Below are 14,440 nucleotides of genomic sequence, written 5' to 3' on the forward strand. Positions count from 1 at the left end.
GTAGCGATAGCGGCCGCGCTAGGCGGCCGGAGGTAATTCGGAGGGTGTTCGGAAAGGAACGCATGACGCCAACTCTATGCCAGGATGCGCTCCCGTGTCAAATATCGGGATAATGGGGCGGGCGCCGCCGCGCCGTCAGCGCGCGACGCGGGCGATCCGCACGATCGTCGCGACCTGCCGCGCGACCGTGTCGGGCACCGGCACCTCGCCGCGCAGCACGGCGTCCGTCCACGCGGCCGTGGTGGCCGCATCGCGCGACTCGGGCAGCGCGACGGGCGGCGCGTCGGTCGACGAACGCTCGGCGTCGATCAGCGTGTCGCACACGCCGTCGTGCAGCCAGTCGACCTGCACCTGGCGCCGCGTGTCGGCCACCGCTTCGCCTTCGGTGCCGCGCGCGAGCAGCGCACCGCCGAGCGCGGCGTCCGGATGATCGCGGAACAGCTGCGCGAGGCTGTCGCGGTACGGCGGGTGCGTGTAGTTGACGAGCCGCAGGCCGGCCGGCGCGAACGGCTGCAGAATCTTCACGAGCGTATGCGTCGAGTTGCGCACGCCGAGCACGCTGCGCATCGACAGCAGGTGCGCGATGCGCGGCGCGAGCACGTCGATCGGCGCGAATGCGACGCGGCGCTCGGCGAGCGTGTCCTCGATCGCATCGTGCGACGTCGACGGCGCGAGCGACAGCGCCGAGAAGATCTCCGCGCTCGTCACGCGACCCGGATCGCGCTCCACCCCATGCACGAGCACCGGCACGCCTTCGCGCGCGAGCAGCAACGCGAGCAGCGGCACGAGGTTCGGCTGCTTGCGCGCGCCGTTGTAGCTCGGGATCGACACCGGGCGGAACGCGGCGTCCTGCACGTGCACGGGCTCGAACGACGCTTGCGCGGCGGCGAGCATCGCGGCCAGCTCGTCGGCCGATTCGCCTTTCAGCCGATAGGCGATCAGGATCGCGCCGAGTTCGAGGTCCGACACGCGCGCATCGAGCATCGCGCGATAGAGCTCGAACGTGTCCTCGGCGGACAGGGCGCGCGCGCCGTTCGGGCCGCGGCCGATTTCCTTGATGAAGCGGGCGCAAGGGAACGGGGCGGCGGGATCGTGGGAAGCGGTCATCGGAACGTGGGGCGGGCGGCCGGCATCGGGCCGCGCGGTGAGCGGTGAGGAATGCCCCGAGTATCGCACGGGCGCGGCCGCGCATCGCGCCGCGCTACACTCTGGTTCCCGGCGCCGCGCGCACCGGCTGCGCCGCGCCCGTGCCGCCGCCGGCCGAATACGACCAAAAGCGAGACATCCCATGAAGCTCTACAGCTATTTCCGCAGTTCCGCGTCGTACCGCGTGCGGATCGCCCTGAACCTGAAGCAGTTGCCGTTCGACTATGCGCCCGTGCACATGCTGCGCGACGGCGGCGAGCAACTGAAGGACGCGTACCGCGCGCTGAATCCGGATGCGGTCGTGCCGACGCTGATCGACGGCGACGCGACGCTGCAGCAGTCGCTCGCGATCATCGAATATCTCGACGAAACCCATCCCGAGCCCGCGCTGCTGCCGAAGCAGCCGGTCGATCGCGCGTACGTGCGTGCGGTCGCGCTGCAGATCGCGTGCGAGATTCATCCGCTCAACAACCTGCGCGTGCTGAAGTACCTGAAGCACACGCTGAAGGTGTCCGAGGACGCAAAGAACGCGTGGTACCGGCACTGGATCGAGGCGGGCTTCGACACGCTGGAGACGCGTCTCGCGAACGATCCGCGCACCGGCAAGCTGTGCTTCGGCGACACGCCGACGCTCGCCGACGTGTGCCTCGTGCCGCAGGTGTTCAACGCGAACCGCTTCTCGATCGATACGACGCGTTTCCCGACGATCCAGCGAATCGTCGACCATGCGGCGACGATCGATGCGTTCAAGGCCGCCGAGCCGGGTGTGCAGCCCGACGCGGAATGAGCGCGACCGCATGAAAAAGGGCGCCCGAAGGCGCCCCGTGCGAGGCGAGCCGGCGGCGGTCAGCCCAGCAGCGCGTCCGCGAATTCCACCGCGCTGAACGGCTGCAGATCCTCGACCTTCTCGCCGACGCCGATGAAGTAGACGGGCACCGGCCGTTGCCGCGCGATCGCGGCGAGAATCCCGCCCTTCGCGGTGCCGTCGAGCTTCGTGACGATCAGGCCGGTCAGGCCCAGCGCGTCGTCGAACGCCTTCACCTGCGTGAGCGCGTTCTGGCCCGTGTTCGCGTCGATCACCAGCAGCACCTCGTGCGGCGCGCCGTCGTGCGCCTTCGCGATCACGCGCTTCACCTTCTTCAGCTCTTCCATCAGGTGCAGCTGCGTCGGCAGGCGGCCGGCCGTGTCGGCCATCATCACGTCGATCTTGCGCGCGCGCGCGGCGCTGACCGCGTCGAAGATCACCGCGGCCGGATCGCCGCTTTCCTGCTGCACGACCGTCACGTTGTTGCGCTCGCCCCAGACCGCCAGTTGTTCGCGCGCGGCCGCGCGGAACGTGTCGCCGGCGGCCAGCAGCACCGACTGGTCGAAGCTCTGCAGATGCTTCGCGAGCTTGCCGATGCTGGTCGTCTTGCCCGCGCCGTTCACGCCGGCGATCATCATCACGAGCGGCTGCGCGCGGCCGAGCATCAGCGATTTCTCGAGCGGCGCCAGCAGCTCGACGAGCAGGTCGTGCAGCGCATCCTTCACCTGCTGCGGATCGGTCAGCCGGCCCGCGCGCACCTTCTCGCGCAGCGCGCCGAGCAGGTATTCGGTCGCGTCGACGCCCGCGTCCGACATCAGCAGCGCGGTTTCGAGCTCCTCGTACAGGTCCTCGTCGATCTTCGTGTTGACGAAGACGCCGGTGATGCTCGAGCCCGTCTTCGCGAGCCCCGTTTTCAGGCGCGCGAGCCACGACTTCTTCGCGGAGGCGTCCTGCTGCGGCGGCGGGACGATCTCGACCGTCTCGACGACTTCGTCGCGGCCATCGTTGGTCGGGGTGACTGTCATCACGACGGCCGGCGCGGCCGGTTGGGCGCTCGCCTGCAGCGGCTCGGCCGCGGGTGGCGCGTCGAGCGCGGGCGCGTCGGCGTCGGACGCTTCGTCCGCTTGCTGCGCGTCGGCCGATTGCGATTCCGCCGGATCGGGCTCCTGCGTTTTCTTGAATCGTTTGAAGAAACTGAACATGGTCTGGCGTCGGGAAGAGGGCGGGCCGCCGCCGGGGGCGGGGGCGCCGGACGGGCCGTTCTGCGTTCGCGTGGGCGCGGCGCTCGGCGGCCGAAACCGTGCATTTTATCAGTGCGGCGTGGCGCTCGCGTCAGCGCGCGTCGCCGCTGTGGTAACGTGCGCCTGTTTGGCGGCGCGCGGCTGCGCGCGTCCGGTCCCTCCGTTGTCGATATTCCCGAATGTCCCGTTCCTCTTCCGGCCGCTCAGCGGCCTCTTCCGGCCGCGGCAAGCCGCACACGATCCGCATCATCGGCGGCGACTGGAAACGCACGCCGCTCGCGGTGCTCGATCTCGATGGCCTGCGCCCGACGCCCGATCGCGTACGCGAGACGCTGTTCAACTGGCTCGGCCAGGATCTCGAAGGCTGGCGCTGCCTCGACCTGTTCGCGGGCACCGGCGCGCTCGGCTTCGAGGCCGCGTCGCGCGGCGCGGCGAGCGTCGTGATGGTCGAGCGCCATCCGCGCGCGGCGCACCAACTGCGTGCGATCAAGGACAAGCTCGGCGCCCGTTCGGTCGAGATCGCCGAAGCCGATGCGCTGCGGCTCGCGGCCGGGCTCACGCCGGGCGCGTTCGACGTCGTGTTCCTCGATCCGCCGTTCGACGACCTGGCCGCGCTCGAGCGCGCGATCGCGCTGGCGGCACCGCTCGTCGCGGCGGACGGCGCGCTGTACGTCGAAACGGGGGCGGAACTCGATCCGGCCGCGCACGACGCGCTGGCTGGCTGGCAGGTGGTGAAGCGCGGCAAGGCCGGGGCGGTTCACTATCATTTGCTGCGGCGCGAAAATGATGAATAATGCGCGTTCCATACGAGGCGGCGCGCCGCAAAGGCGACGCATGCCCATCTCGGCAGCGGCGCGTGCATCGCACGGCTGCCATCCCGTTTGCGTGATGACAGGAGGAGCGACATGGTAGTCGCCGTGTATCCCGGTACGTTCGATCCGCTGACGCGCGGGCACGAAGACCTCGTGCGGCGCGCGTCGAGCATTTTTGATACGCTGGTGGTGGGCGTTGCCGACAGCCGCGCGAAAAAGCCGTTTTTCTCGCTCGAAGAACGTCTGACGATTGCGAACGAGGTGCTCGGCCATTACCCGAACGTGAAGGTGATGAGTTTCACCGGCCTCCTGAAGGACTTCGTCCGCGTCAACAATGCGCGCGTGATCGTGCGCGGGCTGCGCGCCGTGTCCGATTTCGAGTATGAGTTCCAGATGGCGGGGATGAACCGCTATCTGCTGCCCGACGTCGAGACGATGTTCATGACGCCGTCCGATCAGTACCAGTTCATCTCGGGAACGATCGTGCGTGAAATCGCGCAATTGGGCGGCGATGTCAGCAAATTCGTGTTTCCGTCCGTCGAGAAATGGTTGACCGAGAAAGTCGCCGCGATGGGAGGCCCCGCCGCGTGACGCGGCGTCGGCCGGTTTCGTTGCGAGGCCGGCCGACGGCCTGAAGAAGTGAGATCAGTATGGCTTTGATGATTACCGACGAGTGCATCAATTGCGACGTGTGCGAGCCCGAGTGCCCGAACGGCGCGATTTCGATGGGCCCGGACATCTACGTGATCGACCCGAACAAGTGCACCGAGTGTGTCGGCCATTTCGACGAACCGCAGTGCCAGCAGGTGTGTCCGGTCGAATGCATTCCGCGCGATCCGCAGCATGACGAATCGCATGCGCAATTGATGGAGAAGTATCACGCGTTGATCGCCGTGAAGGGCGACGACGCATCGTGATTCTGCGCTGACGCGCGCGCCTCGATTGGCCCGCGCGCCGCGCTGTCGGATCGGCGCCGCCCGGCGCCGATCTTTCCGTGTCAGGCCAGCAGTTCGCGCAACGCCGCGACGAGTGCATCGCATTCGGCATCGGTGCCGACGGTGATGCGCAAGTGCTGGTCGATCCGCGGCAGCCGGAAGTGCCGCACGAAAATTTCCCGTTCCTTCAGCTTCGCCGCGATCGTGCCCGCATCGTGCGCGGGATGGCGCGCGAACACGAAATTCGCGGCCGACGGCACGATCTCGAAGCCGAGTGCACCGAGTGCCTGCGTGAGCCGCGCGCGGCTGTCGATCACGCGCCGGCAGGTGGCGTTGAAATGATCGGTGTCTTCATACGCGGCCTGTGCGGCAACTTGCGCGAGCCGGTCGAGCGGGTACGAGTTGAAGCTGTCCTTCACGCGGTTCAGCGCGTCGATCAGCGCCGCATCGCCGAACGCGAAGCCGACGCGCATGCCCGCGAGCGAGCGCGCCTTCGACGTCGTATGCACGACGAGCAGGTTCGGATGACGGTCGATCAGCGTAATCGCCGACTGCGCGCCGAAATCGACGTACGCTTCGTCGATCACGACGACCGACGACGGATTCGCGGCCGCGATCCGCTCGACGTCGGCGAGCGGCAGCGCGCGCCCGGTCGGCGCGTTCGGGTTCGGAAACAGCACGCCGCCGGCGTCGTCGAGATAATCGTCGACGCGGATCGAGAAATCGTCCGCGAGCGGCACGACCGCGGTCTGGACGCCGTACAGGCGCGCGTAGGTCGGGTAGAAGCTGTACGTGATGTCGGGAAAGCGCAGCGGCCGGTCGTGCTTGAGCAGCGCCTGGAACGCGTGCGCGAGCACCTCGTCGGAGCCGTTGCCGACGAACACCTGCCCGGGCTGGATGCGGTGATGGGCCGCGACCGTCTCGCGCAGCGCGCGCGCGACCGGGTCCGGATAGCGGCGCAGCGTGTCGCCGGTGTCGCCGAGTTCGCGTGCGATCGCCGCGACGACGCGCGGCGACGGCGGATAGGGATTCTCGTTGGTGTTCAGCTTGACGGGGTGCGCGAGCGCGGGCTGTTCGCCCGGCACGTAAGGCACGAGTTGCTGAACGACGTCGCTCCAGTAACGGCTCACCGCTTGGCTCCTGTCGGGCAAAAACGTCCAGATTACCGTATGTGCGCGTCGCGGTGGGGCGGGCGAGGCCGTCGGGTTGCGCGGGACGGCCGATGCACCGGGCCGGTGCGACGGGCGATCAGTTGCGATGCAGTTGCATCGTCGCGCGGTCGAGTTCGCCCTTGACGACCATCGGCATCACGGCGAGCGCGCGTTCGATCGATGCGTCGATCACGTCCTGTTCCTCGCGGCGCGGCGGCTTCAGCACGAAGTTCGCGACGTCGGGCTTCGCGCCGGCGCGCGCACTTTCCGGAATCAGATCGCGCGGATGGCCGATGCCGATCCGCAGCCGCCAGTATTGCTGCGACGACAGATGCGCGGTGATGTCCTTCAGCCCGTTGTGGCCGCCGCTGCCGCCGCCGAGCTTCAGCTTCACGGTGCCGGGCGGCAGATCGAGTTCGTCGTGCGCGACGAGGATCTGGTCGGGCAGGATCTTGAAGAATTGCGCGAGCGCGACGACCGACTGGCCGGAGCGGTTCATGTAGGTCTGCGGCTCGAGCAGATGGACTTCCTCGCCGTGCAGGCGCGCTTTCGCGTAGAAGCCGTGGAAGCGGCGTTCGTCGCGCAGCGTCGTGCCGGCTTCGCGAGCGAGCTGGTCGACCAGCCAGAAGCCGGCGTTGTGGCGCGTCGCGGTGTATTCCGCCCCGGGATTGCCGAGGCCGACGATCAGTTTGATCATGACGTTTCGAAGGCGGCGGCGGCCGCCTGGGCGCAGAAAAAGAAAAACCCGCCGGGCAAGCCGCGGCGGGTTGCGTCGACCGTTTCGCGAAACGGATCGATGGGGCGCAGGCAGCCGCTCAGGCAGCCGGCGTTTCGCCTTCTGCTGCGTCCGACACGGCACCAGCCGGGATCGTCGCCGACGCGACAACCGGGTTTTCCGCGTCGACGTGCGCGACCAGCGTCACGCCCTTCGGCAGTGCGATGTCCTTCGCGTGCAGCGACTGACCGGCTTCGATCTTCGACAGGTCGACTTCGAGGAACTCCGGCAGGGCAGCCGGCAGGCACTCGACTTCGATTTCCGTCGCGACGTGCGAAACGACCGCGCTCGACAGCTTGACGGCCGGGCTGACTTCGGCGTTCAGGAAGTGCAGCGGCACCTTCGTGTGCAGCTTTTTCTTCGCGTCGACGCGCTGGAAGTCCACGTGCAGCACCAGTTGCTTGAACGGGTGGTATTGCACGTCGCGCAGCAGAACCTGTTGCGACTGGCCGGCCACTTCGAGATCGAGGATCGACGAGTGGAAAGCTTCCTTCTTCAGGGCGTGCCACAGGGCGTTGTGATCGAGTTCGATCTTTTGCGGGGCGGCTTCGCCACCGTAAACGATACCCGTGGTCTTACCGGCGTTGCGCAGGCGGCGGCTCGCACCCGTACCTTGCTGTTGGCGCTCGAAAGCGACGACTTTCATGTGATTCTCCAATGGCTGCCCGCGACCAGGCAGTAAAACGGGGCCATCAAATGGCGGCCCCCGATGAAACGGCCGGGGTTTCGTCTATCCCGTCCGATTGTGCAAAAAGCGAAGCGTTGCCGCTTCGCTTTTCGCGCATGCTTTGTTGCGTCGATTCGCGATCAGGATTCCGCGAACAGCGACATCACCGAATCGCCGCGGCGAATCCGCGAGAACGTCTCGGCCAGCAGGCTCGCGCTCGTCAGCGAGCGGATCTTCGAGCACGCCAGCGATTCGGCCGACAGCGGGATCGTATCGGTGACGACCAGCTCGTCGAGTGCCGATGCGGCGATGCGGTCCGCGGCGCCGCCCGACAGCACCGGGTGCGTCGCGTAGGCGAACACCTGCTTCGCGCCGCGGTCCTTCAGCACTTGCGCGGCCTTGCAGAGCGTGCCGGCCGTATCGACCATGTCGTCCATGATCACGCAGGTGCGGCCTTCGACTTCACCGATGATGTTCATCACTTCGGCGACGTTCGCCTTCGGGCGACGCTTGTCGATGATCGCGAGATCGCAGTTGAGCTGCTTCGCGAGCGCCCGGGCACGCACCACGCCGCCGACGTCCGGCGACACGACGAGCAGATCCGAGTAGTTCTGCTTGCGCAGGTCGCCCAGCAGGATCGGCGTCGCGTAGATGTTGTCGACCGGGATGTCGAAGAAGCCTTGAATCTGGTCGGCGTGCAGATCCATCGTGATGATCCGCTCGACGCCGGCGATTTCCAGCATGTTCGCGACGACCTTCGCCGAGATCGCGACGCGCGCCGAACGCGGGCGGCGATCCTGACGGGCATAGCCGAAGTAGGGGATGGCAGCGGTGATCCGGCCGGCGGATGCGCGCTTGAGCGCATCGACCATGATCATCAGTTCCATCAGGTTGTCGTTCGCCGGTGCGCACGTGGATTGCAGGACGAAGACATCCTTGCCGCGCACGTTTTCCTGGATCTCGACCTGGATCTCGCCGTCGGAGAAACGGCTGACCATTGCTTTGCCGAGGGGAATACCAAGGATACTGACGACTTCCTGGGCGAGCGCGGGATTCGCGTTGCCAGTAAAGACCATCAGGCCATCATGGCTGTGGCTGCTCATCGTGCACCTGCTTCAGGCTTGGGCGGGAAATGCGGGAAAATTTTTGGCAGGGGAGGAAGGACTCGAACCCTCGCATGCCGGAATCAAAATCCGGTGCCTTGACCAACTTGGCGACTCCCCTACACTTAACTGACAACTTCACCGAACTCGTGTAGGCCGTTCGGCAAAGTAAAACTTCATGACGCGAAAGCGAAGAGCGGATGCTCGTTCAGGCTCTCGGCAACTGCGCCATTCCAACTGGCGGGCAGTTTGGCTTTCGCCGCTTCTGCCTCGTGCTTGCTGCGAAACGCTGCAAACACGCTTGCTCCGGAGCCGGTCATCCTCGCGGGGGTCACATCATACAACCATTTGACCACCTGTGCAACTTCCGCGTACTTCCTTGTTACAACTTCCTGCATATCGTTCCGGCCGAAGCTATCTGGCCATCCCGCATCGCTGGTTTGCTGTGCAAGAAAGTCAGCAATTGTGACGGGCTTCGTATCTCTTGTCAACAACTCATCTGAAAATATTTCAGCGGTCGGGACATGAACGCGTGGCGTCACAACCAGGAACCAGCGAGTCGGCAATTCTACCTCAGCTAATTCTTCTCCGATACCCTCCGCGAACGCATTTTTTCCGAAAATAAAAAACGGGACGTCGGCGCCGAGTTTGACCGCGAGCGACTGGAGTTCCGCGCGCGGCAGATCCAGTTGCCACAGGCGGTTCAGCGCGAGCAGCGTCGTCGCCGCGTCGGAGCTGCCGCCGCCGAGGCCGGCGCCCATCGGCAGGATCTTGTCGATCTCGATGTCGACGCCGTGCGCCGCGCCCGTATGCGCTTTCAGCAGATTGGCCGCGCGCACGACGAGATCGCTTTCCTCGGGCACGCCGGGCACGTCGGTCACGCGTGCGACGCGGCCGTCGTCGCGGCGCGTGAAGTGCAGCGTGTCGCCCCAGTTCAGCAGCTGGAATACGCTCTGCAGATCGTGATAGCCGTTCGGACGGCGGCCGGTGATGTGCAGGAACAGGTTGAGTTTCGCGGGCGCCAGGCAGTTGCGCAGCGAGCGGGTCGAATCGGTCATGCGGGTATCGAGGCTTAAGCGCGCGTGCTCACTGATCGAGCACGAGCTTGATGTCGAGCGGCGGCGTCGCGCGCACGAGGTTGACGCGTTTGACGCCCGTGGCCGGGGCATCCGCGTAGGCAAGGTAGTCGATCGTCCAGCCGTCCTGGCGGAGCTGCTTGATGCGCGTGCCGTCGGCCGGGTCGCGCACCGTTTCCGCGGGCGTCGCCGGGGCGGCGGTAGGCAGCAGCCAGTAGCGCAGGCCCGCGAGCGGCAGCTCGAAGCCGAGCGCTTTCTGCATCAGGTCGCCGACGTCCGGCGCATATTGGGTCGGGCGGTTCGGCAATTCGAGCGACGCCGCGCGCGGCGTCGATTTCACGACCGCGAGCGTCTGGCCGAGCGGGCTGCGCAGTTCGAGCGACACGTCGTCGCCGTGCTCTTGCCAGTCGAAGTTGCCGTACACGTTCTGCGGGTTGCCGAGACGATCGTCGTACCGCACCGCGAAGCGGCCGTGGTACGCATGGGTCGCAGCCGTCTGCAGCGCGGCGCCCGTCGGCGCGTTGGCCGACGGCGGCGTGCTCGCGCAGCCGGCGAGCGCGAGCGCCGCGCCGGCCGCGGCCAGCGTGCGCTGCGCGCGCGAGGGCAGGGAAAACATCGGGAACATCCGCATCAAAGGTCGTTGATCTGCAGGCGTTTCAGCGTCTGCACGAGCGTTTCGTTGTCGGGTTCGAGCTTCCGCGCGGCACGCCACGCGTTGCGCGCGTCGTCCTGCGCGCCGCTCTTCCACAGCACTTCGCCGAGATGCGCGCCGATTTCGGCGTTCGGCTGCAGTTCGTATGCGCGCTGCAGCACCTTCGTCGCGCCGGCCGTGTCGCCCATCCGGTACTTCACCCAGCCGAGGCTGTCCATGATGTATGCGTCGTTCGGCGCGAGCGACATCGCCTTGTCGATCAGCTTGCTGGCCTCGGGCAGGCGCTGGTTGCGGTCGGCGAGCGAATAGCCGAGCGCGTTGTAGGCCTGCGGGTTGTCGGGCTGCGTACGGATCAGCTCGCGCAACTGCTTTTCCATCGTCGCGTAGTGGCCCGTCTTTTCGGCCGCCATCGCGTAGTCGTAGCGCAGGTCGGGATCGTCCGGGAAGTCCTGGACGGCCTGTCCGAGCCGCGCTTCCGCTTCCGGATAGCGCTTCGCGGTGAACAGGATCGACGCATCGGTGCGCGCCACCACGGCCGCGTCGCGCGGATCCGTGATCGGCAGGTTGTCGAGCACCTTGCGCGCCTCGTCGGTCTTGCCCTGTTTCTGCAGCAGTTGCGCGCGCGTGATCTGCGCGGGCAGGTAATGCTGGCTCGTCTGGTCGACCTTGTCGAGCCATTGCGACGCCTGCGCGTCGTTGTTCTGGTCGATCGCGATCTGCGCGAGGTAGATGTAGCCCTGGCCGACGTCGAGGTTCGGCTGCTTGTCGCCGAGCTGCACGTACTGCTTCAGGTAGCCGGTCGCCTCGTCGAGTTTCTTCTGCTGGATCTTGATCAGCGCGAGCGCCATCAGCGGCGTCGGATCCTTCGCGTCGAGCTTGCGCATCGTCTCGAACTGCTTCTGCGCGTCGTCGAGGCGGTCGTCGGCGAGATAGAGCTGCGACAGCGCGAGCCGTGCGTCGCGCGACTTCGGATTCTGCTGAACATACTTCTCGAACGACGCGATGCCCGCCGCGCGTTCCGCCGGCCCCATCTGCGACAGCATCAGCGCGGCCGGCAGGTAGTCGGGACGAATCTGCAGCGCCTGCTTCAGCGACTGCGCGGCGCCGTCCTTGTCGTCGACCGCGAGCTGCTGGCGTGCGATCGCGAGCTGCGCCTCGGGGCGGCTCAGGTCGTTCTTCAGCATGTCCTTCAGCACCGCGAGGCCGCCGACGCGGTCGGGGCCGCGCACGAGCAGCGCCTGCAGCGCGAGGATCGCCGGGCCGCGCGTTTCGCCGGTCGCGCGGGCCAGCTCGCGCGCGAGCATCGGCTGCGCGTCGGCCGGCTTGCCGGCAAGCACCAGCAGCGCGGCGTCGACCTGCGACGCGCGGTTCGAATCCGGCGCGTACTGACGCCACAGATTCGCGGCGGACAGCGCGTCGGCCGGGCTCTGCGCGCCGAGCGCGATTTCGGTCGCGCGCTGCGCCATGCGCGGATCGCGCGTGTCGCGGGCAAGCGCGAGGTAGGTCTGGTAGGCCGGCGCCGGCTGGTTGCGCTGGAGCGCGACCTCGGCGGCGAGCACCTGGTAGACGATCTGGCTCGTCAGCGGCACGCCGGGGAGATTCTTCTGCTCGTCCGGCATCACATGCTCGAACGCACCCTGCGGCTGCGCGTCGTCCGATGCCGGATCCTGCGCGTGGGCCGGGAAGGCGGTGAGGGTCCAGGCGGCAAACAGCGCGGCGCCGAGTGCACGACGGACCGGGAAGGCGCGCGCGCCGCGCACGGCGGCGGGGCGCTTCTGAAGCAGCTTCGAGGGCAGAGTCATGGAAATCCGTTCGATGTTTCAACCGATTGTAACGCGCTCGCTACAATACACGCACGATCGTGATAGGGTCCGCTTGCCTGTGGAATCCCCATGCGAATGCCCGAAATCGCGCGCCTCGCGTGCTGCCGGGCGGGCGATTTCGGGCATTCCCGTGTTTCATTCGGGGGAGTCGCGAGAGCGGCCGCTCGCGCGGCGGCGCATGCGCGTTCCCCATGCAAGCAGACCGTAGCCTCAGACCCGCAAAACATGCCAGAGTTGCCAGAAGTCGAAGTCACGCGCCGGGGCATCGAGCCCTTTGTCGCGGGCCGCCGCGTCGAGCGTGTCGACGTCCGTACCGCGATGCTGCGCTGGCCCGTGCCGGCGGGGCTCGCCGAGCAGTTGCGCGCGCGAGAGGTGCTCGCCGTCGAGCGCCGCGGCAAGTACCTGCTGTTCGAAGTCGATGCCGGTTGGTTCATCGTCCATCTCGGGATGACCGGCACGCTGCGTGTGCTGCCCGCGGCCGGCGTGCCGGTCGCCGCGAAGCACGACCACATCGACTGGATCTTCGACGAGTTCGTGCTGCGGTTTCGCGACCCGCGCCGTTTCGGCGCCGTGTTGTGGCACCCGCGCGAAGCAGGCGACGTGCATGCGCATCCGCTCCTCGCGAGCCTCGGCGTCGAGCCGTTCTCGCCGGCGTTCACCGGCGCGCTGCTGCACGCGCGCACGCGCGGCCGCACGGTATCGGTCAAGCAGGCGCTGCTCGCGGGCGACATGGTCGTCGGCGTCGGGAACATCTATGCGTCGGAGAGCCTGTTTCGCGCCGGCATCCGGCCGACGACGGCCGCCGGCAAGGTTTCGCTGGCGCGCTACGAGCGGCTGGCCGACGCGGTGCGCGCGACGCTCGCCGACGCGATCGAGCGCGGCGGCAGCACGTTGCGCGATTTCGTCGGCAGCAACGGCGAAAGCGGCTACTTCCAGCTCGACTGCTTCGTCTATGATCGTGCGGGCCAGCCGTGCCGCGTCTGCGGCACGTCGGTTCGCCAGATCGTGCAGGGCCAGCGGTCGACCTATTTCTGCCCGACGTGCCAGCGTTGAAACCCTTTTCCACGATCAGATAACTTGAAGCCGCCCCGCATCGCCCCCGCTCCGTTCCCCGTCACGCCGCTGCACCGCACGTTCGCCACGCGTCTCGTCGCGTGGCAGCGCGAGCATGGTCGCCATGACCTGCCATGGCAGAACACCCGCGATCCGTACCGGATCTGGCTGTCGGAAATCATGCTGCAGCAGACGCAGGTATCGACCGTCATTCCGTATTACACGCGTTTTCTCGACCGCTACCCCGACGTCGCCGCGCTCGCGGCCGCTCCGAGCGACGACGTGATGGCGCTGTGGGCGGGGCTCGGCTACTACTCGCGCGCGCGCAACCTGCACCGCTGCGCGCAGGTCGTCGTCGCCGAGCACGGCGGCGCGTTTCCGGCGACGCCCGACGCACTGGCCGAACTGCCGGGCATCGGCCGCTCGACGGCCGCCGCGATCGCGTCGTTTGCATACGGCGCGCGCGCGACGATCCTCGACGGCAACGTGAAGCGCGTGCTCGCGCGGGTATTCGGCGTCGAGGGCTTTCCGGGCGAGAAGCGTGTCGAGAACGACATGTGGGCGCTCGCCGAATCGCTGGTGCCCGATGCCGCGAACGCGGCCGACGTGAGCGCGTATACGCAGGGGCTGATGGATCTGGGCGCGACGCTGTGCGTGCGCGGCAAGCCCGACTGCGCGCGCTGCCCGTTCGCGGGCGACTGCGTCGCGCAATCGACCGGCCGCCAGCGCGAACTGCCGGCCGCGCGGCCGAAGAAGGCCGTGCCGACGCGCAAGACCTGGATGCTCGTGCTGCGCGACGGCGACGCCGTGCTGCTGGAGCGACGGCCGCCGACCGGCATCTGGGGCGGGCTGTGGAGCCTGCCGCAAGCGGACGGCGATGCCGCGCTGGCCGATCTCGCGCGCGGCTTCGGCGGCGGCGGCACGGTGCCGCTCGCGCCGCTCACGCACACGTTCACGCATTTCCGGCTCGAGATCGAGCCGCGGCTGAGCGATGTGGCGGACGGCGGCGGCCTGCCGTCGCAGGCGCGGGACGCGGACACCGCGTGGGTGCCGCTGAGCCGGCTCGACGCGTACGGCGTGCCGGCGCCCGTGCGCAAGCTGCTCGACGCGCTGAGCGGGCCGCTGCTGTAACGAGCGGGAAGGGCGCGGCGCGGGCCGCGTGCGGGAAGGCGCCGGGTGCCGCGCGCAGGAGAGGTTTTCG

General features: G+C 67.6%; 15 protein-coding genes and 1 tRNA gene. 6 read left to right on the top strand and 10 right to left on the bottom strand.

What is annotated here, in order from left to right:
- Nucleotides 1-135 precede the first annotated feature (135 nt).
- Nucleotides 136-1,107: a DNA-binding protein YbiB gene (ybiB, locus tag LGM42_RS21460; protein WP_060312535.1), complete on the bottom strand. Its 972-nt coding sequence runs from the start codon at nt 1,105-1,107 to the stop codon at nt 136-138.
- A 181-nt stretch (nt 1,108-1,288) separates the two neighbouring features.
- Here ybiB and maiA point away from each other — a divergent pair, with 181 nt between their 5' ends.
- The gene (gene maiA, locus LGM42_RS21465; protein ID WP_060312537.1) at nt 1,289-1,933 is read left to right on the top strand and encodes a maleylacetoacetate isomerase; all 645 of its coding nucleotides are present in this window, start codon (nt 1,289-1,291) and stop codon (nt 1,931-1,933) included.
- Between the two features lie 59 nt (nt 1,934-1,992).
- Here the strand turns inward: maiA and ftsY are convergent, their stop codons facing one another.
- Nucleotides 1,993-3,153: a signal recognition particle-docking protein FtsY gene (ftsY, locus tag LGM42_RS21470; RefSeq protein WP_226233125.1), complete on the bottom strand. Its 1,161-nt coding sequence runs from the start codon at nt 3,151-3,153 to the stop codon at nt 1,993-1,995.
- A gap of 218 nt (nt 3,154-3,371) precedes the next feature.
- Here ftsY and rsmD point away from each other — a divergent pair, with 218 nt between their 5' ends.
- From rsmD to LGM42_RS21485, 3 genes are all read left to right on the top strand, one after another.
- The gene (rsmD, locus tag LGM42_RS21475; RefSeq protein WP_059575636.1) at nt 3,372-3,986 is read left to right on the top strand and encodes a 16S rRNA (guanine(966)-N(2))-methyltransferase RsmD; all 615 of its coding nucleotides are present in this window, start codon (nt 3,372-3,374) and stop codon (nt 3,984-3,986) included.
- 111 nt (nt 3,987-4,097) lie between these two features.
- Nucleotides 4,098-4,595: a pantetheine-phosphate adenylyltransferase gene (gene coaD, locus LGM42_RS21480; protein ID WP_014895999.1), complete on the top strand. Its 498-nt coding sequence runs from the start codon at nt 4,098-4,100 to the stop codon at nt 4,593-4,595.
- 59 nt (nt 4,596-4,654) lie between these two features.
- Nucleotides 4,655-4,921 carry a YfhL family 4Fe-4S dicluster ferredoxin gene (locus tag LGM42_RS21485; protein WP_006477774.1) on the top strand — a complete coding sequence of 89 codons (267 nt, stop codon included), beginning with the start codon at nt 4,655-4,657 and terminating at the stop codon, nt 4,919-4,921.
- A gap of 80 nt (nt 4,922-5,001) precedes the next feature.
- Here LGM42_RS21485 and hisC read toward each other — a convergent pair whose 3' ends face one another.
- From hisC to LGM42_RS21525, 8 genes are all read right to left on the bottom strand, one after another.
- The gene (gene hisC, locus LGM42_RS21490) at nt 5,002-6,069 is read right to left on the bottom strand and encodes a histidinol-phosphate transaminase (protein ID WP_226233126.1); all 1,068 of its coding nucleotides are present in this window, start codon (nt 6,067-6,069) and stop codon (nt 5,002-5,004) included.
- 118 nt (nt 6,070-6,187) lie between these two features.
- Nucleotides 6,188-6,787: an aminoacyl-tRNA hydrolase gene (gene pth / locus LGM42_RS21495; RefSeq protein WP_060009005.1), complete on the bottom strand. Its 600-nt coding sequence runs from the start codon at nt 6,785-6,787 to the stop codon at nt 6,188-6,190.
- Nucleotides 6,788-6,905: 118 nt separating this feature from the next.
- Nucleotides 6,906-7,511: a 50S ribosomal protein L25/general stress protein Ctc gene (locus LGM42_RS21500; RefSeq protein ID WP_059575641.1), complete on the bottom strand. Its 606-nt coding sequence runs from the start codon at nt 7,509-7,511 to the stop codon at nt 6,906-6,908.
- Between the two features lie 161 nt (nt 7,512-7,672).
- Entirely contained in the window at nt 7,673-8,635 is a 963-nt protein-coding gene (locus LGM42_RS21505; protein ID WP_059575643.1) for a ribose-phosphate pyrophosphokinase, read from the bottom strand.
- Between the two features lie 44 nt (nt 8,636-8,679).
- Nucleotides 8,680-8,756 (bottom strand) — tRNA-Gln (locus LGM42_RS21510).
- Nucleotides 8,757-8,811: 55 nt separating this feature from the next.
- Nucleotides 8,812-9,693 carry a 4-(cytidine 5'-diphospho)-2-C-methyl-D-erythritol kinase gene (gene ispE / locus LGM42_RS21515; protein ID WP_226233127.1) on the bottom strand — a complete coding sequence of 294 codons (882 nt, stop codon included), beginning with the start codon at nt 9,691-9,693 and terminating at the stop codon, nt 8,812-8,814.
- Nucleotides 9,694-9,721: 28 nt separating this feature from the next.
- Nucleotides 9,722-10,342: a lipoprotein insertase outer membrane protein LolB gene (lolB, locus tag LGM42_RS21520; protein WP_226233128.1), complete on the bottom strand. Its 621-nt coding sequence runs from the start codon at nt 10,340-10,342 to the stop codon at nt 9,722-9,724.
- On the bottom strand, nt 10,342-12,165 hold the full coding sequence (locus LGM42_RS21525) for a tetratricopeptide repeat protein (RefSeq protein WP_059575650.1): 1,824 nt from the start codon (nt 12,163-12,165) through the stop codon (nt 10,342-10,344). The genes lolB and LGM42_RS21525 overlap by 1 nt, the downstream gene beginning before the upstream one ends.
- Nucleotides 12,166-12,411: 246 nt before the next feature.
- Here LGM42_RS21525 and mutM point away from each other — a divergent pair, with 246 nt between their 5' ends.
- Entirely contained in the window at nt 12,412-13,239 is an 828-nt protein-coding gene (gene mutM, locus LGM42_RS21530; RefSeq protein ID WP_059575651.1) for a bifunctional DNA-formamidopyrimidine glycosylase/DNA-(apurinic or apyrimidinic site) lyase, read from the top strand.
- Nucleotides 13,240-13,263: 24 nt separating this feature from the next.
- Nucleotides 13,264-14,370: an A/G-specific adenine glycosylase gene (gene mutY, locus LGM42_RS21535; protein WP_226233129.1), complete on the top strand. Its 1,107-nt coding sequence runs from the start codon at nt 13,264-13,266 to the stop codon at nt 14,368-14,370.
- Nucleotides 14,371-14,440: the final 70 nt, after the last annotated feature.

Origin of the sequence: Burkholderia sp. AU39826, assembly GCF_020419965.1 — a bacterium.
GTDB lineage: Bacteria > Pseudomonadota > Gammaproteobacteria > Burkholderiales > Burkholderiaceae > Burkholderia > Burkholderia semiarida.

Coding starts and splice junctions, on each gene's coding strand:
- coaD (WP_014895999.1), top strand. CDS start 4,098: ATGGTAGTCGCCGTGTATCCCGGTACGTTCGATCCGCTGACGCGCGGG.
- ispE (WP_226233127.1), bottom strand. CDS start 9,693: ATGACCGATTCGACCCGCTCGCTGCGCAACTGCCTGGCGCCCGCGAAA.
- LGM42_RS21500 (WP_059575641.1), bottom strand. CDS start 7,511: ATGAAAGTCGTCGCTTTCGAGCGCCAACAGCAAGGTACGGGTGCGAGC.
- pth (WP_060009005.1), bottom strand. CDS start 6,787: ATGATCAAACTGATCGTCGGCCTCGGCAATCCCGGGGCGGAATACACC.
- lolB (WP_226233128.1), bottom strand. CDS start 10,342: ATGCGGATGTTCCCGATGTTTTCCCTGCCCTCGCGCGCGCAGCGCACG.
- LGM42_RS21525 (WP_059575650.1), bottom strand. CDS start 12,165: ATGACTCTGCCCTCGAAGCTGCTTCAGAAGCGCCCCGCCGCCGTGCGC.
- mutM (WP_059575651.1), top strand. CDS start 12,412: ATGCCAGAGTTGCCAGAAGTCGAAGTCACGCGCCGGGGCATCGAGCCC.
- ftsY (WP_226233125.1), bottom strand. CDS start 3,153: ATGTTCAGTTTCTTCAAACGATTCAAGAAAACGCAGGAGCCCGATCCG.
- maiA (WP_060312537.1), top strand. CDS start 1,289: ATGAAGCTCTACAGCTATTTCCGCAGTTCCGCGTCGTACCGCGTGCGG.
- LGM42_RS21485 (WP_006477774.1), top strand. CDS start 4,655: ATGGCTTTGATGATTACCGACGAGTGCATCAATTGCGACGTGTGCGAG.
- LGM42_RS21505 (WP_059575643.1), bottom strand. CDS start 8,635: ATGAGCAGCCACAGCCATGATGGCCTGATGGTCTTTACTGGCAACGCG.
- rsmD (WP_059575636.1), top strand. CDS start 3,372: ATGTCCCGTTCCTCTTCCGGCCGCTCAGCGGCCTCTTCCGGCCGCGGC.
- ybiB (WP_060312535.1), bottom strand. CDS start 1,107: ATGACCGCTTCCCACGATCCCGCCGCCCCGTTCCCTTGCGCCCGCTTC.